Raw genomic sequence first — 23,957 nt, 5'->3', positions numbered from 1 at the left:
ATTAATTTCTTTTCAAAACTCCTTCTGGAGTTTTTTCATTAATTTTCATTATTTATTCTTAATTTTTCATTGTGCGATAGCTCCTTTTACTAGGTTAATCTAATAATTATATTTAATTAAAATTCCATTATTCTTCAACCCTATATATATTGGCTCCTAATCTCCTAAATTTTTCTTCAATATCAACATATCCTCTGTCTATATGATATATTTCGCTTATTTCAGTTTTCCCTTGAGCTACTAATCCTGCTAATATCATTGCTGCTCCAGCTCTTAAATCTGTAGCCTTTACATCACATCCAGTTAAAGTTCCAACACCATCTATTATTGCAGTTCTTCCATCTATTTTTATATTTGCACCCATTCTAACTAACTCAGCAACATGCATAAATCTATTTTCAAATACAGTTTCTGTTATAATACTTGAACCCTTTGTTACTGCTAATAAAGCCATCATCTGAGGTTGCATATCTGTTGGAAAGCCTGGGTAAGGAAGTGTTTTTATATCAACTGGAGATTTAAAACTAGTTCCATCTACTAGAATTACATCTTCCCCAATATTATTAAAGCTAACTCCACATTCCTTTAATTTTTCTATTGTTGGTCTTAAATGATCTTCATTTGCTCCGTTTATAGTAATCTTACTATTTGTGATAGCTGCTGCTACCATAAATGTTCCTGCTTCAACTCTATCATAAATTGGCTTGTAAGTTGTTCCCTTCAAAGACTCTACACCCTCAATAGTTATTTTCCCCATTCCAGCTCCATGAATCTTAGCTCCCATTGAATTTAAAAAATTTGCTAAATCCCAAATTTCTGGTTCTTCTGCTGCATTTTCTATAATAGTTGTTCCTTCTGCCAAAACGGCAGCCATTAATATATTTTCAGTTGCTCCTACTGAAGGGAAATCTAAATATATTCTATTCCCTTTAAGTTTTTTTCCTTTTGCTTCTACAAAACCATGTTCTGTTTCTATCTCTGCACCTAAAAGTTTAAAGCCCTTCAAATGTAAATCTATCGGTCTACTTCCAATATTACATCCACCCGGCATTGATATTCTGCATTTACCAAATCTTGATAACATAGGTCCCATAATAAGAAATGATGCTCTCATTTTTCTTATTAATTCGCTATTCATATTTATTTCTTCTAAGTTAGATGTATTTATTTTTAAATCGCCATTTGCATTACTCTCAATATTACAATTCATACCTGATAATAAATCAGTTAAAACAACAACATCTTCTAACATAGGTGCATTTTTTATAATTATGTCATCAGGGCATAAAATACTCGCAATTATTATAGGTAAAACAGAATTTTTAGCTAAACTAATATTCACTTCACCCCTTAGTTTATTACCACCTTCAACTATAATTTTTTCCATATTATCCTCCATTATAAATTGTTAGTATGTTATGAATATCACTGGTGTTCCTAGAATCAAATATTCTCCTGTATCGTAAGTCATAAAGGAATAATTAATTTTATTTCCATCTTTTAATTTTCCTTTTCCTACTTTTCCATTAACAATATTCAACTCTTCCAAAGTTTTCTCCTTTATATTACTCTTTAGTATATCTAAAAGATTCTGCTTTTGCTCTTCTATTATTTTTACCTTTATGAAATCAAAATATTTTATATTTTCAGCTGCAAAATATTGTATTTGTTCTATTTCCTTCTTTATTTGATTAATAGTGCACTCTTTTCTATTATTTATATAAGTTATTTGCACTTTAGTTTCTTTTTCATCCTTCCATGCTAGTACCTTAATTTCTCTTTGATTATCACTAAAGAAAATATTATTTCCATCAATATAAATGTCTTCTTTAAGTAAATTTCTTAAATTATTTTCTACTATAAGTAACTCATTTTCTAAACTATTTTTTGAACTATACTCTACCCTAACTCCATTTTCTATAAAATCTCCAGTATTAATTACTTCATCTTCTAAAAAATAAAAATTATTTAAAATTGATTCAGATTTTACTGGAACTGTATCAATAATCAATAAAGAAAAGGCTATTATAGGTAGTATAATTAATAATTTTTTCATAAGACCCCCTACCTTTCTTTTCTAATTATTGTCCAGTTTATTTTTTTTTATTCATAAATAAATGGTCATATTATAATATATAAAAATAGTTGAAATTTGTGATTAATTGTCAATACTTAAAAATTTTATAATACTTTTCATTTACATTTTATATTTCAATATTTAATTAGATGAATTTTACTTCTTAATCAAAAAAAGCTATCGTAATGATAGCTTAATTAAAAATTTAATATTATAAATATAATTTATTCAAAATTACTAAAATAATTCTATTTTTGAAAAACCTAAGAAAGTATTTTTATATTTTTAATTCTAATTTGTTAAATATAACCTTTTTATCTACTAACTATCTTATAGTAAGTCTTAGCTGTTAGAATATATATAACACTATATATTACTGTAAATACTAAGAAAGAAACACAAGTACATATTATAAATAATTTAGTATTTGTAAGGTTTAGAGCAGAAAGAATTTTTAATATAAACGGAAATGCAAATGATATATGAATTCCTGCTGTTATCAATGGTAAAAAGAATACAGTTAAAACTTGTGATCTTATTGACCCTTGTACTTCTGAATGGCTCATTCCAACTTTCTGCATAATTTCGAATCTTTCCTTATCATCATATCCTTCTGAAATCTGCTTGTAGTAAATTATTAAAATAGTAGCTACAATAAATAATATACCTAGAAAAATTCCAATAAAAAATAATCCTCCATAAAGATAAATAAATCTACTTCTTGCCCCTAATCTAGTCTCACTTGTAAAATTAAACTCACTATTATTTAACGAACTTATCAGATTATCATAAAATTCCTCTTTATTATTGTTTTCTGAATCTAAATCCATACCATATAAAAATTCTATTTCGGAAGCATTATCTCCATATACTTCTTTTTGCATTTTATAAAGATAATCTAATTCATCCATATCTTTTATTACTATAAATTGGCTACTAGCTATATTAGCTGAAATAATACCATTACCTAAGAAATCATCTACTCTTTCTACCACATTATACTTTTTATCAAAAATATTAATTATGTCATAATCATATTTTTCACGATTTGAATACAGTAATACTTCTCCATCTTTTAAAGTTTTATTTTCTTCTGCTATTCTATTGTAATCTTCAAGGGTAATAAAAATTAAATTATTAATATCACTAGTAATATTTGAATTTGACTCCCTATCTGTAATAAATCTGTCCTTATCTTTTATCCCTGCAAAACTTAAATAAGTATATGATATCTCCTTTTCAATTTTTTCCGAATAATTCTTTGAAACACTATCTATTTCTTTAACTAATAAATCTCTTTTATTAATATCACTTCCATCAGTATAAATAGCAATTTCATATGGATACCTAGTATTTATTATATCTTCCATCCCTATCATTAAAGATGAGGTTGACGATATCATAACTAATACCATTGTAGATAGAATACAAATATTAGCTAGACCTACTGCATTTTGCTTCATACGATATATCATTCCTGCTATGCTAGTGAAGTGCTTAATATTATAATAATACCTTTTGTTTCTTCTAAGAGTTTTAATAAAAGCTATACTTCCTGCTGTGAAAAGTAAATATGTCCCTAATATCACCAAGATAACTGCTACAAAAAATAGTGATATCGCTGTAACTGCATTTTTTGCAGTTAAAGAAATAGAATATCCAGTTCCTAAACATATAAATCCTAATATAGCCATAATCCACTTAGTCTTCGGCTCTCTCTCTCCAATATTTCCACCTCTTAATAGCTCAATTGGATTTGATAAATGTACTTGACGAAGGGAATTAAGAAATATTACAAAAAATATAATTAAAAATAAAACTATAGTTGAAATTATTGATTTCCATGAAATATAAAACCCTAATGAAATCTCTACTTCCATCATCTTTAAAACAATTAAGTACATAAGCTTATCAAGTAAAATCCCTATAGCTATACCTATAGTAATACTAATTAATGCTATATATAAAGTTTCATATGCAATCACTCTTGATAAATGCTTCTTTTCCATCCCTAGGATATTAAATAATCCGAACTCCTTTTTTCTACGCTTAATTAAAAAACTGTTAGTATAAAAAAGAAAGACAATAGCGAAAATAGCTGTTATTTGATTTCCTAATTCTAAGGTAATAGAAATAGTATCACTGCCCATTAAATTGCTAATTCCAGCATTATTAGAAAGAGAATGAATAATATAAAACATAGCTACAGTAAAAATACAAGTAAGTATATAAGGAATATATGTATTCCTATTCTTCTTAATATTACTTCCTGCAAGCTTTGGATAAAAAATATTATTCATTTTTCATTCCCCCTGTTGCAATTAGAGTTAAAGTATCAGATATTTTTTGATACATTTCTTCATTTGAACTTCTCCCTTTATATATTTGATGAAAAACCTCTCCATCTTTAATAAATAAAACTCTGCTAGCATGACTAGCAGCTTTAGTTGAATGTGTTACCATCAAAATCGTTTGTCCTTCAGTATTTATTTCATTAAAAAGCTTAAGTAAGCTATCTGTTGCACGAGAATCTAAGGCTCCTGTTGGCTCATCAGCTAATATAAGCTTAGGATTTGTAATTAAAGCTCTAGCAACTGCTACTCTTTGTTTCTGTCCGCCGGATACTTCATAAGGATATTTATCAAGAATATCCAATATTCCTAATTTTTTCGCAATAGGATGTAGACTTTTTTTCATCTCAGAATATTCTTTTCTAGCTAAAACTAATGGTAAAAATATATTATCTTGTATAGAAAAAGTATCTAACAAATTAAAATCTTGAAATACAAATCCTAAGTTATCTCTACGGAAAGCAGAAATTTCTTTTTCTTTAATATTATTAATACTCTTTCCATCTAGTAAAACCTCTCCATTAGTAGGCTTATCTAGTGCTGCTAATATATTTAGCAAAGTTGTTTTGCCAGATCCTGATTCACCCATTATAGCTACATACTCTCCTTCCTCAACAGAAAAAGAAACATTCCTTAAAGCTTGAACTTGATTCCCTCCAAAACGAGTAGTGTATATTTTTTTCACACTATTAACTTCCAATATTGACATATTATATCCTCCCTTATTTTTATAGTATAAGTATAATAAAATAGCCAAAATGCCTCCATTGAATCCTGTGACATTTTAGCCTTATCTCCTTACATTTTTGTAAGGTCACTTACTCTACTTTAAGGTCTATAGATTTTAAATCTATAAAAAACGTACTCCCTACTCCTACATGAGATTTGACAAATATATTATGTGAGAGCTTATTTGCAGCATTCTTACAAAGATATAACCCTAATCCCGTAGATTTTCTATTCTCTCTACCATTGTATCCAGTGAATCCTTTTTCAAAAATTCTTGGAATATCTTCTTCTGAAATTCCTATTCCCGTATCAGAAATAGATAGTATTTTATTATCATCTACAGAAATAGTTATACTTCCTTTATCGGTGTATTTTATAGCATTGGATAGTAATTGTTCTATTATAAAGGATAACCACTTTTCATCCGTTAGTACTTTTTTATCAGTACTTTTATAATTTAATGAAATTTTCTTTCTAATAAATTGAGATGCATATTTTCTTATAGATTTCTTAATAATATAATCTAAATTATATTCTTTAAAAACAAAATCACTAGAACTACTATCTAACCTGAAATAGCATAAAACCATTTCCACATACTCTTCTATTCTAAATAATTCAGAAAGTAGCTCTTTATTTTCGTTAGTATCCTCACCTTGTAAAATAAGCTTCATAACTGCAATAGGAACTTTTATTTGATGAACCCATGTTGTATAATAATCAATACTATCATTTCTTTGCTTTTGTAGCTCAGTTAAATTTTTATGATTACTTTCAATTAAAGATAAAATCATTTTATGATATTCTTTTTCTAAACTATTATTAGGAGTTGGAAGTTCATTAGCTATTAAAGAAATATTTTTCTCAATCCTTATAATTTCCTTTTTCTTTTTGTAATAATATGTGAATCTATATATAAAATAAATTAATCCTAAAACCATACAAAGTATAGAAGCATATATTATAGCCTCAATTTCTAAATTATATAAATAAAAAACTCCTATAAATATTCCTATAAATATAAGGAAGAGAATAATAATAAAAATATTTTCTAATATATATTTATATAATGTTTTTATAATATTATCTTTCATAAATTAATCACTTCCTTAATATAACTATTCTATAATATATCCTAATCCTATTTTTGTTTTAATAAATTGTACAAGTCCTATTCCTTCTAGCTTTTTTCTTAGTCTAGTTATATTTACAGTAAGAGTATTTTCTTCAACATATGAATCTATTTCCCAAAGCCTAGTCATAAGAGTATCTCTACTTACAACTTTCTTTTTACTCTCCATTAAAGTCTGCAAAATTCTAAATTCATTTCTTGTTAATTCAGCTTTTTCTCCTTCATAAACAATAGTATTATCATATAAATTTAGAATAGCACCTTTATATTCCAAGAAGGGTACTTTACCAGCTAAATCATAAGTTCTACGCAATACAGCTTGTATCTTTGCCATAAGAACATTTAAATCAAAGGGTTTTGATATAAAATCATCTCCCCCCATATTCATAGCCATAACAATATTCATATTATCTGAAGCAGAAGAAATAAATATAATTGGAATATTAGAAATTTTTCTTATTTCACTACACCAATAATATCCATTGAAAAAAGGAAGCATAATATCCAATAATACAAGATGAGGATTAAAATCTGTAAAATCTGAAATTATATTTTGAAAATCTTTTACATACCTCACTTCATTTCCCCATGCTTCAATTTGATTTTTCATTAATGTTGCCATAGTAATGTCATCCTCTACAATCAGTATTTTATGCAAATAATCACCTCTCAAATTTATTTTTATTAGTTTTTTAACTTCACGAATGTCCTATAACTATATTATACAAGAATAATAATACTCATTAATCTATATTTAAACATATTTATCTATATATAGCATATAGTAGTATATAAAGCCATAGGATAACTCCTATGGCTTTATATACTACTTAAATTTAATTATTAATATCTAAAGTGCTAATTCTTGCATTTGCCCTAGCTAATGATCTTTTAGCTCTTTCTACATCTATATTATCATTTTCTTTTAATCTTTTCTCTGCTCTTTCCTTTGATTTTAAGGCCCTATCCTTATCTATATCTGAGCTTTTTTCTGCTGAATCACAACAGAATTTTAATTCATTATTTTTAATACATACTATTCCGGATGATGTAAATAATTCTTCTCTTGTATTACCATTAATTATTGTAGTTGTTGTTGGAATAGTACTTATTATTATAGGAGTATGGTTATATCTAAATTCTATTTGTCCATACTTCATATTTGTTTTTAAAGCTTCTGCTTCGTAGAATATTGGTTCTTTACCAGGAGTAACTATAGTTATTTTCAAAGTTTTACTCATAACCTCATCTCCTATCTTAAGCTTTTAGCTTTTTCTACCGCTTCTTCTATTGTCCCAACAAAAAGGAAAGCTGATTCAGGTAAATCGTCATGTTTTCCTTCTAATATTTCTTTAAATCCTCTTACAGTTTCTTTTACTGGTACATATCTACCTTGCATACCTGTAAATTGTTCAGCAACAGTAAATGGTTGAGATAAGAATCTTTGAACTCTTCTAGCTCTTGCAACTACTTTCTTATCATCATCAGATAATTCATCTACACCTAAAATAGCTATAATATCTTGTAATTCTTTATATCTTTCTAATATATTCTTTACTTCTGTTGCAATATTATAATGCTCTTTACCAACTACTCTTGGATCTAATATTCTTGATGTTGATTCAAGTGGATCAACAGCTGGATATATTCCAAGCTCTGCTATACTTCTTGATAAAACTGTTGTTGCATCAAGGTGAGTAAATGTTGTAGCTGGTGCTGGGTCTGTAAGGTCATCAGCAGGCACATAAACCGCTTGAACTGATGTTATAGAACCATTCTTAGTTGAAGTGATTCTTTCTTGTAACGCTCCCATTTCAGTTGCTAGAGTTGGTTGATAACCAACAGCTGAAGGTATTCTTCCAAGTAACGCTGATACTTCTGATCCAGCTTGAGTAAATCTAAATATATTATCTATAAATAATAATACATCTTGACCTTGATCTCTGAAATACTCAGCCATTGTTAAGCCAGTTAAAGAAACTCTCATTCTAGCTCCAGGTGATTCATTCATTTGTCCAAATACTAAGGCTGTTTTATCTATAACTCCTGATTCTTTCATTTCATAGTATAAATCATTACCTTCTCTTGATCTTTCACCAACTCCTGTAAATACTGAAAGACCACCATGTTCCTTAGCTATATTATTAATAAGTTCTTGAATTAGAACTGTCTTTCCAACTCCAGCTCCACCAAATAAACCTATTTTACCACCTTTTTGATATGGAGCTAAAAGGTCTATAACCTTAATTCCTGTTTCAAACATTTGTGGCTCTAAAGCTTGTTCTTTAAAACTTGGAGCTGGCCTATGAATTGGATACATTTCTTTTATATCTACATTTCCAGCATTATCAATTGGTTTTCCTAAAACATTAAACACTCTACCAAGCACTTCTTTACCAACTGGAACAGAAATACATCTTCCCATATCTGTTGCTTTCATGCCTCTTTTTAATCCATCAGTTGATTCCATAGATATAGTTCTAACTATATCATCTCCCATATGCTGTTCAACTTCAACTATTAACTCATGTTCTCCCATATCTATTCTTATTTCATTATAGATATTAGGTAAGGCATCTGAGTCAAACTTTATATCTACGACAGGTCCAATTACTTGAACTACTTTTCCTACTCTTTCAGCCATAGTAATTCCTCCTTACTATTTTTGAGCTTCTGCTCCACCTACAATTTCTGATATTTCTTGAGTTATAATTCCTTGTCTTATTCTATTGTACTTAAGATTCAAAGCATGTAAAATATCATTTGCATTTTGTGTAGCTCCATCCATAGCCATCATTCTTGCATTTTGTTCACTAACCTTCGAATGTAGCATAGCTCTTCTTATTTTACTTTTTAAAAATATATCTAAACTTGAACTTAAAACCTCTTCTAAATCAGGTTCTATTAAAAACTCTCCGAAAGATTTACTTTGTTTTTCTAATGGTAATAGTTTTTCAATCTTTACTTCTTGCTTTATTGGAGACTTGAATTCAGTGAAAACTAAATTTACTTCTCCTACCTCTCCATTTTTAAACATATATAAAGCATCATCATATATAGCTCTTACTTCTTTTATAGTAGGAATATCTGGTATATCAACATATTCTTTAACAGTATCAAGCCCATATTTTCTTACATAGGGAATGCCCTTAGCTCCAACTACAACAATTCTTGCATTATTCTCATCCTTGATAAAATCATGTAAATTAGCTGCTATATTTCCATTAAATCCTCCGCATAGACCTGTATCTGATGCCATTACTATATACAATTTATCTAAGTTCTCAGAATTTTTACCAAAAAAGGGACTATCATAATAATCTGGCAAAGTTGATAATAAATTTTCTAATATTTCTTTAGATAAATTATAATATTCAAAACTGTCATTTAGTTCCTTTCTCGTTTTCCTAAGTTTAGAAGTGGCCACAAGATTCATAGCTTTTGTTATCTTTCTTGTACTTTCAACTGATCTAATTCTTCTTTTTATTTCTATTAGTCCTGCTGATCCCAAGATTCCACCTCCTAAAGAATTGCATAGCTATTTAAAGCTATGCATCTTGTAAGAATACTTTCTTAAATTCTACAATAGATTTATCTAATTCTGACTTTATTTCATCATTTAAAGATTTAACTTCTAATATTTTCTTTAATAAATCTCTATTGTGAGTATCCATATATTCTAATAATTCTGTTTCAAATCTTCTAACATCACTAACTTTTATATCTGATAAATAATCATTTACTACAGCATAAAGTATAGCTATTTGCTTTTCTACTGCCATTGGTGAGTATTGGTCTTGTTTTAAAACTTCAACTAATCTCTTACCTTTTTCTAGTCTCTTTTTAGAATCTTTATCTAAATCTGAACCAAATTGAGCAAAGGATTCTAATTCTCTATATTGAGCAAGTTCTAGTCTTAAAGTACCTGAAACTTGTTTCATTGCTTTAATTTGTGCATTACCACCAACTCTTGATACTGATATACCAGCGTTAACAGCTGGTCTTTGTCCTGAATGGAAAAGATCCGATTCTAGGAATATTTGTCCATCTGTAATAGATATAACATTTGTAGGAATATATGCAGTTACATCTCCTGCTAATGTTTCTATTATTGGTAATGCTGTTAATGAACCCCCACCATTTTCTTTAGATAATTTAGCTGCTCTTTCTAAAAGTCTTGAGTGAATATAGAATACATCTCCAGGATATGCTTCTCTGCCTGGTGGTCTCCTAAGTAATAGTGACATTGTTCTATAAGCTACTGCATGTTTAGAAAGATCATCATATATTATAAGTACATCTTTTCCTTTATGCATGAAATATTCACCCATACTACATCCAGCATATGGTGCTAAATATTGAAGTGGTGCTGATTCTGAAGCTGTACCGCTTACTACTATTGAATAATCTAAAGCTCCAAACTCCTCTAATGTATTAACTATATTAGCTACAGTTGATTGCTTTTGTCCAATTGCAACATATATACAAATTACATCTTTTCCTTTTTGATTTAATATTGTATCTAGTGCTATAGCAGTTTTACCTGTTTGTCTATCTCCAATTATAAGTTCTCTTTGACCCTTTCCTATTGGTATCATCGAATCTATTGCCTTAATACCTGTTTGTAATGGTTCATTTACCGAACTTCTTTCTATAATACTTGGAGCTGAAACTTCCATTGGTCTATATTCAGAGTGGTTTATAGGTCCTTTTCCATCTATTGGTTCTCCAAGCGGGTTTACTACTCTTCCTAAAAGAGCTTCTCCAACAGGAACTTCTACTATTTTATTAGTTCTTTTTACTATATCCCCTTCTTTTATGCCATCTTCTGCACCTAATAGAACACAACCAACATTGTCTTGTTCTAGATTTAAAGCCATACCATAAACATTATTTGGGAATTCTAGCAATTCGCCTTCCATACAATCATCTAATCCATAGACTCTAGCTATACCATCACCTATTTGAATTATTGTACCAGAATCTGTAGTCTTGATTTCTTTTTCATATCTTTCAATTTCTTTTTTAATTATGGAAGTTATTTCTTCAGGCTTAATATTCATACCTTCACCTCTATTCTCTTTTAAGCATTAATTCTTGTAATTCTTCTAATTTTGATTTAATAGTTCCATCTATAACATCATTATTAATTCTTAAATATATTCCACCTAAAATGCTTTCATCAATAATTTGTTCTAGAATTACATGCTTATTATATTTTTTTTCTAATTCTGATACCAATTTATTAAATTCTTGTTCTGTAAGAGGAACGGTAGTTTTAACAATACCTTTTATAGTATTATTTCTTTCTAAATCTATTTTTTCCATTTCTCTTAATTTTTCTTTTAAGAAAAGTATTCTATCTTTTTCTATAAGAATTAATAAAAATGATAGTAGTTCTTCATCAATATGACCCTTAAATATATTTATAAAAGTCCTTTTTTTCTTTTTTGTGCTTATTTGCGGATGTTTAATTACTTCGTAGAAATCTTTATTATTATCTATAAGATCACATATTTCTCTTAAATCTTGTAGATATTGCTGAACTTTCCCTTTTTCCTCTGCAACTTCATATAATGCAAGAGCATATCTTCGGTCTAAATATTCATACATTATGAATTACCTACCTTAGTTAGAAAATCATCTATTAAATCTCTATTTTTATTTTCATCAATATTCTTTTCAATAACCTTTTTAGAAAGTTCAAGTGCTAAATCTATAGCCTCTTTCTTTAATTGATATTCTACTTTTTCCTTTTCCCTATTTATTTCAACTTTAGCTCTTTCTATAATTACTTTAGCTTCTTTGTTTGCATCTTCTACTATTTCATAATATACTCTTTCAGCTTTTTGTTTATATTCTTCTGTAATTAATTTACCTTCTTTTTTAGCATTTTTTATTATTCTTTCATTTTCAATTGCTAGCATTCTAGCTTTCTCTAATTCTTCTTCGGTTTCATCTAATTTATCTGAAATACTGTTTTCTCTTTCATTTATAATAGCTTCAACCTTTGCAAAAAAGAAATGTTTTAATATTGCCATTAGAATAATAAAGTTTATTATAGTAGCTATAACTACACTCCAATTTATATCCATCATAATATTTGATTTGCCTCCTTTCTGGAGTCATTTGTTATATTATTTTACTCCAACAAATATTAGAAGTATTGAAACTAATAAACCATATATTGCTGTTGCTTCTGCGAAACCTGCTCCTATAATTAATGTAGTTGTAATTTTACCACTTGTTTCAGGATTTCTTGATACACCTTCTACAGCTTTTCCTGTAGCATTACCTATACCTATACCTGCTCCTAAACCAACTAATATTGCAATTCCTGCTCCTAATGCTCTCATTCCTATTTCATTCATTTTAAAATCCTCCTTAAATTTAGTGTTCTGAAACTATTTTAATATTTATCAATGTTAACATAACAAAAATAACCATTTGTATTACTCCATCAAATATATCAAAATATCCATGAAGTGCTACTGGAATAACTAATTCTGTTACCCAAGCAATTTTACCTAAGCTCTCATAAACTAATTCAATTATAAATGTTGCTGCTAGTACATTACCAAAAAGTCTTAATGCTAATGATATTGGTAATGTTACTCTTTCTAATATATTTATTGGTAACATTATTGGTATTGGTTGAGCATAACCCTTTAAATAACTTCCAAAACCATGTTTTTTTATTGCATAACCTTGGACAACAACAAATGAAATTGCAGCCATTCCGACTGTTACACTAAAGCTTTTTGTCGGTGGTACTACTCCTATTAAACCAACAAGATTCATTAAAAGCAAGTAAACAGCCATACTTCCTATGAAAGGTATAAGGTCCCTATACTTTTCACCAGCATTCTCATAAACAAGGTTTTTTATAGTTTCATATATAGATTCTACTATAACTTGTTTTTTATCAGGTTTTATTTTTAGATTTCTAGTTGACCACCAAGCTAATATAAACAATATTAGTATTATTGCCCATTGAATCAATATTTCGGGGGTTATATCAACTTTAAAATTACCAATCCAAAAAGAAACTATTGGTTCTAATGCTTCCACCTAATCACTTCCTTTCCTCTCCCTAATCCAATATATTGTTAGTAATACAAAATGAAATATGTATCCTATAATATATGCCATTATTGTTTTTAAATCATTTATAAAGAATGATGCTATAATTAAAACAATAGCTATTCTTATAAAATAAGATATTGATATCATTAATTTTTTATTTTTGCATATACAATATTCTAAAATAACTCCGCTAGCAGTGAAATTAATTAAAGCTATTAAAGTTCCTAGAAAAAATATTGCTCCAATTTTGAAGGTTAAGAATAATGATAGTATAAGTGAAAAAATCAAACCAAATATTATATCATATCTGACTGTATCTTTTAGTAATCTCTTCATTTCATTACTCATTATTTATTCACCCCCAGCTAACTCTTGTTATTATATTACTATGAAAACATTAATGAAAATCCTAAATTTGGCTATTTATTAGATTATTACTTAATTTAAAATGATTATATAAGTTTATATCATTTTTACTTAAGTAAATTCATTATCTTTCATTTTATCTTTAAATATAGCTTGTTTAGAGCGATTCAATTCATTTTTCTGAAAATTAAATATATTGCATTTTGTTCTTTGTTTAAATTTGATAACATTTTCAATTATTTTTTTATACTTTTCAGTCATATTTTTTTATTTTTTTATTAAAATATCTATAATTTTAAAATATATAATTTTATTTTATTATTAGAAAAATGAATAATATATTTAATATTTATTCATTTTTTTCTTTAAAATCTTTATATATGTTTTTATTATAATTGTTATATATTTTTAATTATATATACTATTATTCTCTGAAATTCAATTTATAATTCAAATAATTTAAAGCCCCCGAATCCTCGGGGGCTTTTATTAAATCTATTATCTTTCTACTATAAGTGCTGTTCCCATTCCTCCACCTATACATAAAGTTGCTAAGCCCTTCTTAGCATCTCTCTTTTGCATTTCATAAAGTAATGTAACAAGTATTCTTGCACCTGATGCTCCAACAGGATGTCCTAAAGCAATCGCCCCACCATTTACATTAACTTTGCTCATATCGAAGTTTAAGTCTTTTGCAACTGCTAAGCTTTGAGCTGCAAAGGCCTCATTTGCTTCTATTAAATCTAAGTCTTCTATTTTTAAATTAGCTACTTCTAAAGCTTTCTTAGTTGCATGGAATGGTCCATATCCCATAATTGCAGGATCTAATCCTTTTTGTCCATATGAAACTATCTTAGCTAAAGGAGTAATTCCTAATTCTTCTGCCTTTTCAGCACTCATAACTACAAATGCTGCTGCTCCATCATTTATTCCTGAAGCATTACCAGCAGTTACTGTACCATCTTTTATAAATGCAGGTCTTAATTTTCCTAAACCTTCTATAGTTGAACCAAATCTTGGGAACTCATCAGTATCAAATACTTTTGGTTCTCCTTTTCTTTGAGGTATTAAAACTGGAACTATTTCATCTTTAAATTTACCAGCTTTAATTGCTGCTTCAGCTTTTAATTGAGAATTTAATGCGAATTCATCTTGTTCTTCTCTAGTTAAATTCCATTCTTTAGCAATATTCTCTGCAGTAACACCCATATGGTAATTATTAAATGCATCCCATAATGCATCGTTAATCATGGAATCTACCATTTTTCCATCGCCCATTCTTTGTCCCCATCTAGCTGATTTTAAAACGTATGGTGCTTGTGACATACTTTCCATTCCACCCGCTACTACAACATCAACATCTCCTGCTTTAATCATTTGAGCAGCTAATGAAACTGTTCTAAGGCCTGAACCACAAACTTTATTAATTGTCATAGCTGGTACTTCAACTGGTAATCCGGATTTAACAGCCGCTTGTCTAGCAACGTTTTGTCCAAGACCAGCTTGTATAACATTTCCCATTACTACTTCTTCAACTAATTCACCTTTTATTCCTGCTCTATTTACAGCTTCCTTTATAACTAATGCGCCTAAATCTACTGCAGGTACATCTTTTAAAGCGCCACCAAAAGATCCAATTGGAGTTCTAACAGCACTTACAATTACAACTTCTCTCATATTCACATCTCCTTCATTTAATCTTAAGAATTGTTAAAATTGTCAAACTTGTTAAACAATTAACACAATTCAATTATACCACTTTCTACCTTTTATTCAACCCAATTGATTTAATTATTTTAATTTTAAAAATATTATCTTAAAAACTCTTCTATTTCTATATTTTTTATTTCAAAATAATTTTCTATAATATCAGCAATTCTCTTTGATGCATATCCATCACCATATGGATTTGCTGCCTTACTCATTTTTAAATATTCATCTTCATTTCTAATTAATTTATTAGCTTCTTTTATAATTTTTTCGACATCTGTTCCTACTAACTTTACAGTACCGTATTCAACAGCCTCAGGTCTTTCAGTAACATCTCTTAAAACTAGTACTGGTTTTCCTAAATGTGGAGCTTCTTCTTGTAATCCACCTGAATCAGTCATAACCATAAAGCATTTGTTCATTAAATTATGAGTTTCATTTGTATCTAAAGGAGGAAGCAAGTGTACTCTATTTATATTTCCTAATTTTCTAGTAACTACATCTTTTACTACAGGATTTAAGTGAACTAAATAAACTAGTTCTACATCTTCATTTTCTTTAACTATTTTATTTAATGCATCACAGATGTTTTCTATACCTTGACCCCAATTTTCTCTTCTATGAGCAGTAATCATTATAACCTTTTTATTTTTAAAATCTATTTTATTTAATATTTCATTTTCAAATATATAATTATCCTTTACAGTATGAAGCATTGCATCTATAACAGTATTTCCAGTTATAAATATATCATTTTCGTTTATACCTTCTCTTAATAGATTAGCTTTAGAGCTTTTTGTAGGTGAAAAATGTAAATCAGCTAAAGCTCCTGTAAGTTTTCTATTCATTTCTTCAGGAAATGGAAAATATTTATCGAAAGTTCTAAGACCTGCTTCTACATGCCCAACTTTTATTTGTTGATAAAAAGCAGCAAGTGCTCCTGAAAATGTAGTAGTAGTATCTCCATGTACTAATATCATATCTGGCTTTTCTTCTAGAAATATTTCTTCTAAGCCTTCTAATACCTTATTAGTTATTCCTGTTAATGTTTGTTTACTTTTCATAATATTTAAGTCAAAATCAGGTTTTATATCAAATAAATCTAAAACTTGATCTAACATTTCCCTATGCTGAGCTGTAACACAAACTCTTGAATCGATACCTTCTCTTTTTTCTAACTCTTTTACTAAAGGAGCCATCTTAATTGCTTCAGGCCTCGTTCCGAATATAGTAATTATCTTTTTCTTTTCCATTTAAGTTTCCTCCTGATATATTGTTAATATCAATATTTTATTATATCTTATACTATCACTTTTATTATACACATTATGTCTTAAATAAAAAAGTATATAAATTTATCTTAATTATTACGTCACAAGTTTAAATTTATTTTAATCATTATTAAGAAACTATATACACTTTTAAATTTAAACTATATCTAACACTTTATTTATAAATATAATTTCCTAAGAGTAAAAAACAGGCTAAAAAATAGCCTGTTTTTTCATAATTGTTATTAGAAATTTTATTTTTTAATTTTTACTTAGTTCCAAATAATCTATCTCCTGCATCTCCAAGTCCAGGAACTATGTATCCATTTTCGTTTAACTTTTCATCTATTCCAGCAACATATATATCTACATCTGGGTGTTCTTTTTGCACAAATGCTATTCCTTCTGGAGAGCTTATTAAGCACATAAGTCTTAAATTCTTAGCTCCTCTTTTCTTTAACATGGTAATTGCATCTGCAGCTGAACCACCTGTTGCTAGCATTGGATCTACAACTATTATATCTCTTTCAGCTATATCTTGAGGTAATTTACAGAAATATTCTACTGGTTGAAGAGTTTCTTCATCTCTGTATAATCCAATATGACCAACTTTAGCTGCTGGTATAAGCTTTAACATACCGTCTACCATTCCTAGTCCAGCTCTAAGTATTGGAACTATAGCTACCTTCTTTCCTGAAAGCATTTTGCATTTAGTTTTACATATTGGTGTTTCTATTTCTACTTCTTCAGTGCTTAAATCTCTAGTAACTTCATAAGCCATTAACATAGAAACTTCTTCTACTAATTCTCTAAAATCTTTAGACCCAGTGTCTTTGTTTCTTATAAAAGCTAATTTGTGTAATATTAATGGGTGATCTATTTGTGTTACTTTACTCATATTTATTCCTCCTACATAAATAATTTTTATTTATTATATTTATTTTCTATTTCTGAAATCTTATCAATTCTATTTTGATGTCTTCCACCTTCAAACTCAGTGTTTAAAAAGGTATTAACTATATCTAATGCTAAGCCAGGTCCAACTACTCTTTGTCCTAGAGTTAATATGTTTGCATCATTATGTTCTCTAGTTGCATGAGCACTAAATGTATCTGAGCATAAAGCTGCTCTAATTCCAGGAACTTTATTTGCTGCTATTCCTATTCCTATTCCTGTTCCACAAACTAAGATACCAAAGTCAAATTCCTTTGCTGCTACTGCTTCTGCCACAGGTAATGCATAGTCTGGATAATCACAAGAATCTGTAGAGTTAGTCCCGAAATCTTTAATTTCATAACCTTCCTTAATTAAAAAATCTTTAATTTCTGCCTTTAGATCAACGCCTCCATGATCAGAGCCAATTGCTATTTTCTTCATTGATACTCCTCCCAACTTTTATATGTTTATTATATATAAGAAAAAAGGGAAAGGTTTCCCCCTCCCTCCCTAATTATACTTCTAATATATCGAAGCCAGCTGCTTTATTTAGTCTATTCATTATAGCAAGACCAACTCCCTTTTCTTCAAAGGCTTGACATAAAATATAATCAACATTTATATCATCACACTTTCTAAGAGCCTCAAACAGATTTCTAGCTACATCATATAGATTTTTTTCACTTCCTAAAGTAATTATTTCCCCTAAAGGAAATCTACCTGATAATTCTTCGGTAGATAAAATTGCTACTTTTTTTTGATTATCTATATAATTTTCTACTATTTCGTTAATTTTTTCAATAGTTTTTTCTTTATTTCCTTTTATTATCTTTAATTTAGCCTTTGGTGCATAATGTCTATATTTCATTCCTGGTGCTTTTGGCTTTAGATTTCCATCTGGCTTTCCTTGTATTGCCTTATCTATAGTTATATCACTACATATTTCTCTAAGCATTTCTAAAGTTATTCCACCTGGTCTTAAAACTACTGGAGGCATTACTGTACAATCTACTATAGTAGATTCAACCCCAACTTCACTTTGACTTCCACCAATAATATAATCTATCTTTCCATCTAAATCCTCTATGCATCTTTCCATATCTGTTGGACTAGGTCTTCCAGAAATATTAGCAGATGGTGCTGCAACTGGACATCCTGAAAGTTCTATTAATTTTAATGCTATTTCATCACTTGGCATTCTAATACCAACAGATTCTAAATTCGCACTAGTTCTATTTGGTATTATATCCTTCTTCTTTAAGATTATTGTTAAAGGCCCTGGCCAAAACTTATTTATAAGTTTTTTTGCAACTTCAGGTATTTCTTTAACTAAATAATCTATATCCTTTGATGCAACATGTACTATTAAAGGATTATCTTGCGGTCTTCCTTTAGCTTTAAAAATTTTATCTACAGCCTCTTCTTTTAAAGCATTTGCTCCAAGTCCATAAACAGTTTCTGTAGGAAATGCAACAACTCCTCCATTATATATTATGCGGCCTGCTTCTTTTAAGTATTCAATATCTTTATTAATATCATTAATAATAGTTACCTTTGTTTCCAAAAAGATTCCCTCTTTCATTTAGCATTTATTCTATTTCTATCTGCTCCCTAGCTATCTTTATATTTTCTATGGCTGAAGCTGTATATGAAGCTCTAACACAGTTCTTATAAATAGTATCTAGTAAAACATATTTTTTTAATGCTCCTTTTCTTATAATTTGAAAATAATAATTCTTTTCAGGATTATTTTTTTTAGCTTTTATATACTCTTCTGAGGCTTCTGGATATTTCTTTAAAAACCCCTTAGAAATTGGCTTTAAATATTGATTTCTAAACCTTACTGTACTTATAAGTATTATATCCATTTCTTCTTTTGATTTATCAGTATGTACAACAGCTATCTTATCACATATTATAACTGACTCTTTTGAAAACAGACCACTTTTAAATCTTAACTTATTATTACTGCAGAAAAACTTTAAATTCTGATAGTTTAATTTATTTATGCAGGATATAATTATTAATATCTCAATAAATCCCAAATAAGCCCATAAAAATAAAGACTTAATTTCAGATAAAAAAGCTATTAAAGGAAGTACTATAAAAAGTGTAATCATTAATATAAAGAAATGCTTTTTATGCCTTCTTTCCTTCTTCAAGGCCTTATGTATTTTCATTCCTTCACCTACTTTAAAAGCCTCACATTAAAAATGTAAGGCTTTTCTTATTAAATAGATTCTGTATTACCCATTTGCTTCATTTTTTCAGCTTGATCTGCTGTAATTAATGCATTAATTACTTCTTCTATATCTCCATTTAAAAATGATTCTAATTTATAAAGTGTTAATCCTATTCTATGATCTGTAACTCTTCCTTGTGGATAGTTGTATGTTCTTATTCTTTCACTTCTATCCCCTGAACCTACTTGGCTCTTTCTATCTTCTGCAATACCAGCATTTCTTTCAGCTTCTGCAGCTTCATATAATCTAGATCTTAAAACCTTCATAGCTTTTTCTTTATTTTTTAATTGTGATTTTTCATCCTGACAAGCAACAACAACACCAGTAGGTATGTGAGTAATTCTTACTGCTGAGTCTGTTGTATTAACACATTGTCCTCCATTACCTGAAGATCTATAAACATCGATTCTTAAGTCTTTTTCATTGATTTCTATCTCAACATCATCAACTTCTGGTAATACTGCTACAGTTGCAGTAGATGTATGAATTCTACCACTTGATTCTGTATCTGGTACTCTTTGAACTCTATGAACACCACTTTCATATTTAAGCTTTGAATATGCTCCATTTCCTTTTATCATAAATACTACTTCTTTAAATCCACCAATATCAGTTTCATTTGCACTCATAAGTTCAACTGACCATCTTTGAGTTTCAGCGTATCTTGTATACATTCTAAAAAGGTTAGCTGCAAATAGAGCTGCTTCATCTCCACCTGCTCCTCCCCTTATTTCTACAAATACGTTCTTTTCATCGTTAGGGTCTTTAGGTAATAATAAAATTTGAATATGCTTTTCTAATTCTGCTTCTTTTTGAGTTAACATTGAAATCTCCTCAGAAAGCATTTCTCTCATTTCTTTATCACTTTCTTCTGCTAACATTTCCTTATTAGCTTCTAAATCATCTATAACTGTCCTATATTCTCTATAAGCTGTAACTATAATTTCTAAATCAGCATGTTCCTTACATAGCTTTCTCCACTCACTTTGATTAGCCATAATTGAAGGATCTGATATCTTTACAGATAATTCATCATATTTATTCTCTATAAACGCTAATTTATCTAATAACATAAATATCACTCCGTACTTCATTTTTTTACATCTACCTATTATATCACAAGAGATAGAATATTATCAATATTTAAAGTATCCCAGCAAAACTCTGTCTAATCCTGCTAAATCTTTTACTAATTTAACATTTGAGAATCCTGCTTCTTCCATCAGTATTCTAACATCAATACCTTGATCATGACCAATTTCAAAAGCTAGAATACCATTTTCTTTTAGTGTTAGCTTACTTTCCTCAACTATTTTTCTATAGAATACTAATCCATCATCTCCACCATCTAATGCCGTATGTGGCTCATAAAGCTTAACATCATCCATTAGATTTCCTATTTCACTAGCTTTTATATATGGAGGGTTTGATACTATTAAATCGTATTTCTTTCCATCTTTGATTGGATTTTCAAGCAAATTACTTCTAATAAATTTAACTCTATTTTCTAAAGCATGCTTAAGTATATTACTCTTCGTTATCTTCTCTGGAATATCAAAATTATCAATTTCATCTACTCTAATATTTTTTCTATATATAGCTAAAGATATTCCAATAGCTCCACTTCCTGAACAAAGATCGCATACTTCTATTTTATCATCCTCTTTAATAATAGAAAGTAATTCTTCTACTAGAATCTCAGTATCTCCTCTTGGAATTAATACTCCTTCTTCTACATCAAAGTCTAATCCCATAAACTCAGTTTCACCTAATATATACTTAATAGGCATTTTCTTTTTTCTTTTTTCAATTAAATCCAAATATTCATTTTCATCCTTAATTGATACATTTTTACTTCTATTAGTAATAAGATATATTTTATCCTTTCCTAAAACCATTCCTAATAATAATTGTGCATCTAGAAGATATGTGTCTATATTTTCTTTTTTTAAGGATTTAGAGCCAATATCTAAAAGCTCTCCTATAGTTTTTTCCTTTGGTTTTATTCCTTCTGCACTCATAAGTGCAGCTATTGCAACCTCTAATTGATCATCATCAGGCTCTTTTGTTGTAAGTTCTTGAAGCTTAAGCCCTGGATAAGCAATTACTTTAGATAATGTATTATTACTTTTTCCTAACCACTTAATCAATTCATAAGTTATACCAGAAACTATTGGAATTAATAGTATTCTAATTACTAGTCTTTGAAAGAAATTTCCCCATCCTGTAAAACTAAATATTATTATACTAACTAACATTATTAAGAATAAGAAGTTTGTTCCACATCTTGGATGAAATCTTACAAACTTTCTTACATTTTCTACTGTCAACTCTTCACCAGCCTCATAACAAAAAATAGATTTATGTTCAGCTCCATGATATTGAAAAACCCTATATATATCTTCCATCTTGCTTATTGAATACATATATATAAGTAGAATTGCAATTCTTATAAATGCTTCAATTAAATTTAGTACTATCGGGGATAAATTTAGCATATTAAATAATGATGCTATACCTGTTGGCAATGCAATAAATAGTCCGATTGCTAAAACGAATGATAATATCATAGTTGCACCTATCATTAGATCATTACTTTTTTCTCCAAATTTATCTTTTAACCATAGCTCAAACTTTGATTCTTCTTCTCCTTCATCTTCAAAAAATGAGGCAGAATAATTTAAAGTACTCATTCCTGTAACTAGTGAATCTATTAAGACAAATATTCCTCTAATAAAGGGAATATTTAAAAATTTATATTTCTTAGTTATAGGAACTATTCTTTTCATGTCTATTTCTATTTCACCATCAGGCTTTCTAATGGCAGTAGCTTGCCCTTTGCTACCTCTCATCATAACCCCTTCAATAACAGCTTGGCCTCCTACTTCACACTTTCTCATACTACCACTCTTTCTAATTATAAATTATTTTTATATTTAAAATAACAGTGTCCACATAAAGATTCATATTCCACATCATTAACATTATCAATAGCTACTTGTTCCCCTTCAAAGACAAATCTGTTATTAATTTTTCTACCATTTAATACCGCTTTTTTCCCACATTTACATATAGTTTTCATCTCTTCTATGCTATGTGCTAATAATAAAAGTCTTGTACTTCCTTCAAACCCTTGCATTCTAAAGTCTGTTCTAAGCCCATAACAAATTACAGGTATATCTAATACCACTGATACTTCAAATAATTCGTCTATTTGTTTTGCTTTTAAAAACTGAACTTCATCTACTAGAATACAATCTATATTTCCAACCTCTTTTGTATACTCCTTAACTTTTTCTAATATATTGTCATCTTCATAAATAACTAAATCTACTTTTCTTTCAACTCCAAGTCTTGAAACTAATCTATCTCCACCTTTAGTATCTGTAAAAGGCTTAATTAATATAACTTTCATTCCTCTTTCTTCATAATTATATGCTACTTGCATAAGATGCGTTGACTTACCAGAATTCATAGCTCCATATCTAAAATATAATTTACTCATGTTGATGTCTCCTTTTCTCTAGATATATTACGATTATAGCATTTTTGTTTATAACTAATCAAAGATATTTTTATTATGTATAACCTTGACCCGTATATTAACCTATGATATACTCTAATAGTTATTTAAGTATTCGAAAGAGGTGAAAAAGATGAGAGAAGGCATACATCCAAAATACAATCACGAAGCTGTAGTTAAGTGTGCATGTGGAAATACTTTTACAACTGGTTCTGTTAAAGACGAACTAAAAGTAGAAATATGCTCTAAATGCCACCCATTCTTCACTGGTAAGCAAAAAATCATTGATGTTGGCGGTAGAGTTGACAAATTCAATAAGAGATTTAACCTTAACAAATAGAAATCTTGGGAAAGACAATGTCTTTCCCATTTTCTATTTTCTTAAGTTTTAAAAAGCTCAACCTTAAGTGAATAGCTATTATATTGCAGTGACTTGGAGCTGTGCGACGGAACAAGCAATATAATATCTATTCACTTATCTATTTCTTAAATTTATCTTAGAATTAATATTTTTTAATTATTAATTTATGTTT

The 23,957-nt window shown here is 28.6% G+C and carries 25 protein-coding genes; 1 reads left to right on the top strand and 24 read right to left on the bottom strand.

Annotated features, from left to right (window positions below; all coding sequences use genetic code 11):
* Window positions 1-127: 127 nt before the first annotated feature.
* The 24 genes from murA to ACQPVP_RS01860 form a co-directional block, all read right to left on the bottom strand.
* Window positions 128-1,387: a UDP-N-acetylglucosamine 1-carboxyvinyltransferase gene (gene murA / locus ACQPVP_RS01975; protein WP_430846740.1), complete on the bottom strand. Its 1,260-nt coding sequence runs from the start codon at window positions 1,385-1,387 to the stop codon at window positions 128-130.
* 21 nt (window positions 1,388-1,408) lie between these two features.
* Window positions 1,409-2,056, bottom strand: a complete 648-nt coding sequence (locus tag ACQPVP_RS01970; RefSeq protein WP_430846738.1) for a hypothetical protein — start codon at window positions 2,054-2,056, stop codon at window positions 1,409-1,411.
* Window positions 2,057-2,391: 335 nt separating this feature from the next.
* Complete coding sequence (locus ACQPVP_RS01965; protein ID WP_430846736.1) at window positions 2,392-4,377, bottom strand: FtsX-like permease family protein; 1,986 nt, start codon at window positions 4,375-4,377, stop codon at window positions 2,392-2,394.
* Window positions 4,370-5,137: an ABC transporter ATP-binding protein gene (locus tag ACQPVP_RS01960; protein WP_430846734.1), complete on the bottom strand. Its 768-nt coding sequence runs from the start codon at window positions 5,135-5,137 to the stop codon at window positions 4,370-4,372. Before ACQPVP_RS01960 ends, ACQPVP_RS01965 begins: the two co-directional genes overlap by 8 nt.
* Window positions 5,138-5,246: 109 nt before the next feature.
* Window positions 5,247-6,251, bottom strand: a complete 1,005-nt coding sequence (locus ACQPVP_RS01955; protein ID WP_430846732.1) for a sensor histidine kinase — start codon at window positions 6,249-6,251, stop codon at window positions 5,247-5,249.
* Between the two features lie 24 nt (window positions 6,252-6,275).
* On the bottom strand, window positions 6,276-6,947 hold the full coding sequence (locus ACQPVP_RS01950) for a response regulator transcription factor (RefSeq protein WP_430846730.1): 672 nt from the start codon (window positions 6,945-6,947) through the stop codon (window positions 6,276-6,278).
* 178 nt (window positions 6,948-7,125) lie between these two features.
* Window positions 7,126-7,530 (bottom strand): ATP synthase delta/epsilon chain alpha-helix domain-containing protein, encoded by a 405-nt coding sequence (locus tag ACQPVP_RS01945; RefSeq protein ID WP_430846728.1) that lies wholly within the window; start codon window positions 7,528-7,530, stop codon window positions 7,126-7,128.
* 11 nt (window positions 7,531-7,541) lie between these two features.
* Complete coding sequence (atpD, locus tag ACQPVP_RS01940; protein ID WP_430841663.1) at window positions 7,542-8,933, bottom strand: F0F1 ATP synthase subunit beta; 1,392 nt, start codon at window positions 8,931-8,933, stop codon at window positions 7,542-7,544.
* 15 nt (window positions 8,934-8,948) lie between these two features.
* Window positions 8,949-9,800 carry an ATP synthase F1 subunit gamma gene (gene atpG, locus ACQPVP_RS01935; RefSeq protein WP_430846726.1) on the bottom strand — a complete coding sequence of 284 codons (852 nt, stop codon included), beginning with the start codon at window positions 9,798-9,800 and terminating at the stop codon, window positions 8,949-8,951.
* A gap of 37 nt (window positions 9,801-9,837) precedes the next feature.
* Window positions 9,838-11,352 (bottom strand): F0F1 ATP synthase subunit alpha, encoded by a 1,515-nt coding sequence (atpA, locus tag ACQPVP_RS01930; RefSeq protein WP_430846724.1) that lies wholly within the window; start codon window positions 11,350-11,352, stop codon window positions 9,838-9,840.
* Between the two features lie 10 nt (window positions 11,353-11,362).
* Complete coding sequence (locus ACQPVP_RS01925) at window positions 11,363-11,902, bottom strand: F0F1 ATP synthase subunit delta (RefSeq protein ID WP_430846722.1); 540 nt, start codon at window positions 11,900-11,902, stop codon at window positions 11,363-11,365.
* A complete protein-coding gene (locus ACQPVP_RS01920; protein WP_430846720.1) occupies window positions 11,902-12,387 on the bottom strand; it encodes a F0F1 ATP synthase subunit B in 486 nt (161 codons plus the stop codon). Before ACQPVP_RS01920 ends, ACQPVP_RS01925 begins: the two co-directional genes overlap by 1 nt.
* 39 nt (window positions 12,388-12,426) lie before the next feature.
* Entirely contained in the window at window positions 12,427-12,660 is a 234-nt protein-coding gene (atpE, locus tag ACQPVP_RS01915) for an ATP synthase F0 subunit C (protein WP_430841668.1), read from the bottom strand.
* A 19-nt stretch (window positions 12,661-12,679) separates the two neighbouring features.
* A complete protein-coding gene (locus ACQPVP_RS01910; protein WP_430846718.1) occupies window positions 12,680-13,360 on the bottom strand; it encodes a F0F1 ATP synthase subunit A in 681 nt (226 codons plus the stop codon).
* On the bottom strand, window positions 13,361-13,723 hold the full coding sequence (locus ACQPVP_RS01905; RefSeq protein WP_430846716.1) for an ATP synthase subunit I: 363 nt from the start codon (window positions 13,721-13,723) through the stop codon (window positions 13,361-13,363).
* 516 nt (window positions 13,724-14,239) lie between these two features.
* On the bottom strand, window positions 14,240-15,418 hold the full coding sequence (locus ACQPVP_RS01900) for an acetyl-CoA C-acetyltransferase (RefSeq protein ID WP_430846714.1): 1,179 nt from the start codon (window positions 15,416-15,418) through the stop codon (window positions 14,240-14,242).
* Window positions 15,419-15,552: 134 nt separating this feature from the next.
* Window positions 15,553-16,704: a non-hydrolyzing UDP-N-acetylglucosamine 2-epimerase gene (wecB, locus tag ACQPVP_RS01895; RefSeq protein WP_430846712.1), complete on the bottom strand. Its 1,152-nt coding sequence runs from the start codon at window positions 16,702-16,704 to the stop codon at window positions 15,553-15,555.
* Window positions 16,705-16,990: 286 nt separating this feature from the next.
* On the bottom strand, window positions 16,991-17,620 hold the full coding sequence (gene upp / locus ACQPVP_RS01890; RefSeq protein ID WP_430841673.1) for a uracil phosphoribosyltransferase: 630 nt from the start codon (window positions 17,618-17,620) through the stop codon (window positions 16,991-16,993).
* Window positions 17,621-17,646: 26 nt separating this feature from the next.
* Window positions 17,647-18,099, bottom strand: coding sequence for a ribose 5-phosphate isomerase B (gene rpiB, locus ACQPVP_RS01885; RefSeq protein ID WP_430841674.1), 453 nt, complete (start codon window positions 18,097-18,099; stop codon window positions 17,647-17,649).
* Between the two features lie 73 nt (window positions 18,100-18,172).
* The gene (locus tag ACQPVP_RS01880; RefSeq protein WP_430846710.1) at window positions 18,173-19,222 is read right to left on the bottom strand and encodes an L-threonylcarbamoyladenylate synthase; all 1,050 of its coding nucleotides are present in this window, start codon (window positions 19,220-19,222) and stop codon (window positions 18,173-18,175) included.
* Window positions 19,223-19,247: 25 nt separating this feature from the next.
* Window positions 19,248-19,838, bottom strand: coding sequence for a hypothetical protein (locus tag ACQPVP_RS01875; protein ID WP_430846708.1), 591 nt, complete (start codon window positions 19,836-19,838; stop codon window positions 19,248-19,250).
* Between the two features lie 50 nt (window positions 19,839-19,888).
* On the bottom strand, window positions 19,889-20,974 hold the full coding sequence (gene prfA / locus ACQPVP_RS01870; protein WP_430846706.1) for a peptide chain release factor 1: 1,086 nt from the start codon (window positions 20,972-20,974) through the stop codon (window positions 19,889-19,891).
* A gap of 63 nt (window positions 20,975-21,037) precedes the next feature.
* A complete protein-coding gene (prmC, locus tag ACQPVP_RS01865; protein WP_430846704.1) occupies window positions 21,038-22,801 on the bottom strand; it encodes a peptide chain release factor N(5)-glutamine methyltransferase in 1,764 nt (587 codons plus the stop codon).
* Between the two features lie 17 nt (window positions 22,802-22,818).
* The gene (locus tag ACQPVP_RS01860) at window positions 22,819-23,406 is read right to left on the bottom strand and encodes a thymidine kinase (protein WP_430846702.1); all 588 of its coding nucleotides are present in this window, start codon (window positions 23,404-23,406) and stop codon (window positions 22,819-22,821) included.
* Window positions 23,407-23,557: 151 nt separating this feature from the next.
* Between ACQPVP_RS01860 and rpmE the strand changes: the two genes are divergently transcribed.
* Window positions 23,558-23,764: a 50S ribosomal protein L31 gene (rpmE, locus tag ACQPVP_RS01855; RefSeq protein ID WP_008676589.1), complete on the top strand. Its 207-nt coding sequence runs from the start codon at window positions 23,558-23,560 to the stop codon at window positions 23,762-23,764.
* Window positions 23,765-23,957: the final 193 nt, after the last annotated feature.

The organism is Clostridium nigeriense, from assembly GCF_050585265.1.
Taxonomy (GTDB): Bacteria; Bacillota; Clostridia; order Clostridiales; family Clostridiaceae; genus Clostridium; species Clostridium nigeriense_B.
Note: the sequence above shows the minus strand (reverse complement) of the source record. Positions and strands in the feature narration are given on the sequence as shown.

Coding starts and splice junctions, on each gene's coding strand:
- ACQPVP_RS01925 (WP_430846722.1), bottom strand. CDS start 11,902: ATGTATGAATATTTAGACCGAAGATATGCTCTTGCATTATATGAAGTT.
- ACQPVP_RS01960 (WP_430846734.1), bottom strand. CDS start 5,137: ATGTCAATATTGGAAGTTAATAGTGTGAAAAAAATATACACTACTCGT.
- ACQPVP_RS01965 (WP_430846736.1), bottom strand. CDS start 4,377: ATGAATAATATTTTTTATCCAAAGCTTGCAGGAAGTAATATTAAGAAG.
- ACQPVP_RS01955 (WP_430846732.1), bottom strand. CDS start 6,251: ATGAAAGATAATATTATAAAAACATTATATAAATATATATTAGAAAAT.
- prmC (WP_430846704.1), bottom strand. CDS start 22,801: ATGAGAAAGTGTGAAGTAGGAGGCCAAGCTGTTATTGAAGGGGTTATG.
- ACQPVP_RS01905 (WP_430846716.1), bottom strand. CDS start 13,723: ATGAGTAATGAAATGAAGAGATTACTAAAAGATACAGTCAGATATGAT.
- wecB (WP_430846712.1), bottom strand. CDS start 16,704: ATGGAAAAGAAAAAGATAATTACTATATTCGGAACGAGGCCTGAAGCA.
- ACQPVP_RS01970 (WP_430846738.1), bottom strand. CDS start 2,056: ATGAAAAAATTATTAATTATACTACCTATAATAGCCTTTTCTTTATTG.
- rpmE (WP_008676589.1), top strand. CDS start 23,558: ATGAGAGAAGGCATACATCCAAAATACAATCACGAAGCTGTAGTTAAG.
- ACQPVP_RS01920 (WP_430846720.1), bottom strand. CDS start 12,387: ATGATGGATATAAATTGGAGTGTAGTTATAGCTACTATAATAAACTTT.
- upp (WP_430841673.1), bottom strand. CDS start 17,620: ATGAGTAAAGTAACACAAATAGATCACCCATTAATATTACACAAATTA.
- ACQPVP_RS01860 (WP_430846702.1), bottom strand. CDS start 23,406: ATGAGTAAATTATATTTTAGATATGGAGCTATGAATTCTGGTAAGTCA.
- prfA (WP_430846706.1), bottom strand. CDS start 20,974: ATGTTATTAGATAAATTAGCGTTTATAGAGAATAAATATGATGAATTA.
- ACQPVP_RS01900 (WP_430846714.1), bottom strand. CDS start 15,418: ATGAGAGAAGTTGTAATTGTAAGTGCTGTTAGAACTCCAATTGGATCT.
- atpE (WP_430841668.1), bottom strand. CDS start 12,660: ATGAATGAAATAGGAATGAGAGCATTAGGAGCAGGAATTGCAATATTA.
- atpA (WP_430846724.1), bottom strand. CDS start 11,352: ATGAATATTAAGCCTGAAGAAATAACTTCCATAATTAAAAAAGAAATT.
- murA (WP_430846740.1), bottom strand. CDS start 1,387: ATGGAAAAAATTATAGTTGAAGGTGGTAATAAACTAAGGGGTGAAGTG.
- ACQPVP_RS01875 (WP_430846708.1), bottom strand. CDS start 19,838: ATGAAAATACATAAGGCCTTGAAGAAGGAAAGAAGGCATAAAAAGCAT.
- ACQPVP_RS01945 (WP_430846728.1), bottom strand. CDS start 7,530: ATGAGTAAAACTTTGAAAATAACTATAGTTACTCCTGGTAAAGAACCA.
- atpD (WP_430841663.1), bottom strand. CDS start 8,933: ATGGCTGAAAGAGTAGGAAAAGTAGTTCAAGTAATTGGACCTGTCGTA.
- rpiB (WP_430841674.1), bottom strand. CDS start 18,099: ATGAAGAAAATAGCAATTGGCTCTGATCATGGAGGCGTTGATCTAAAG.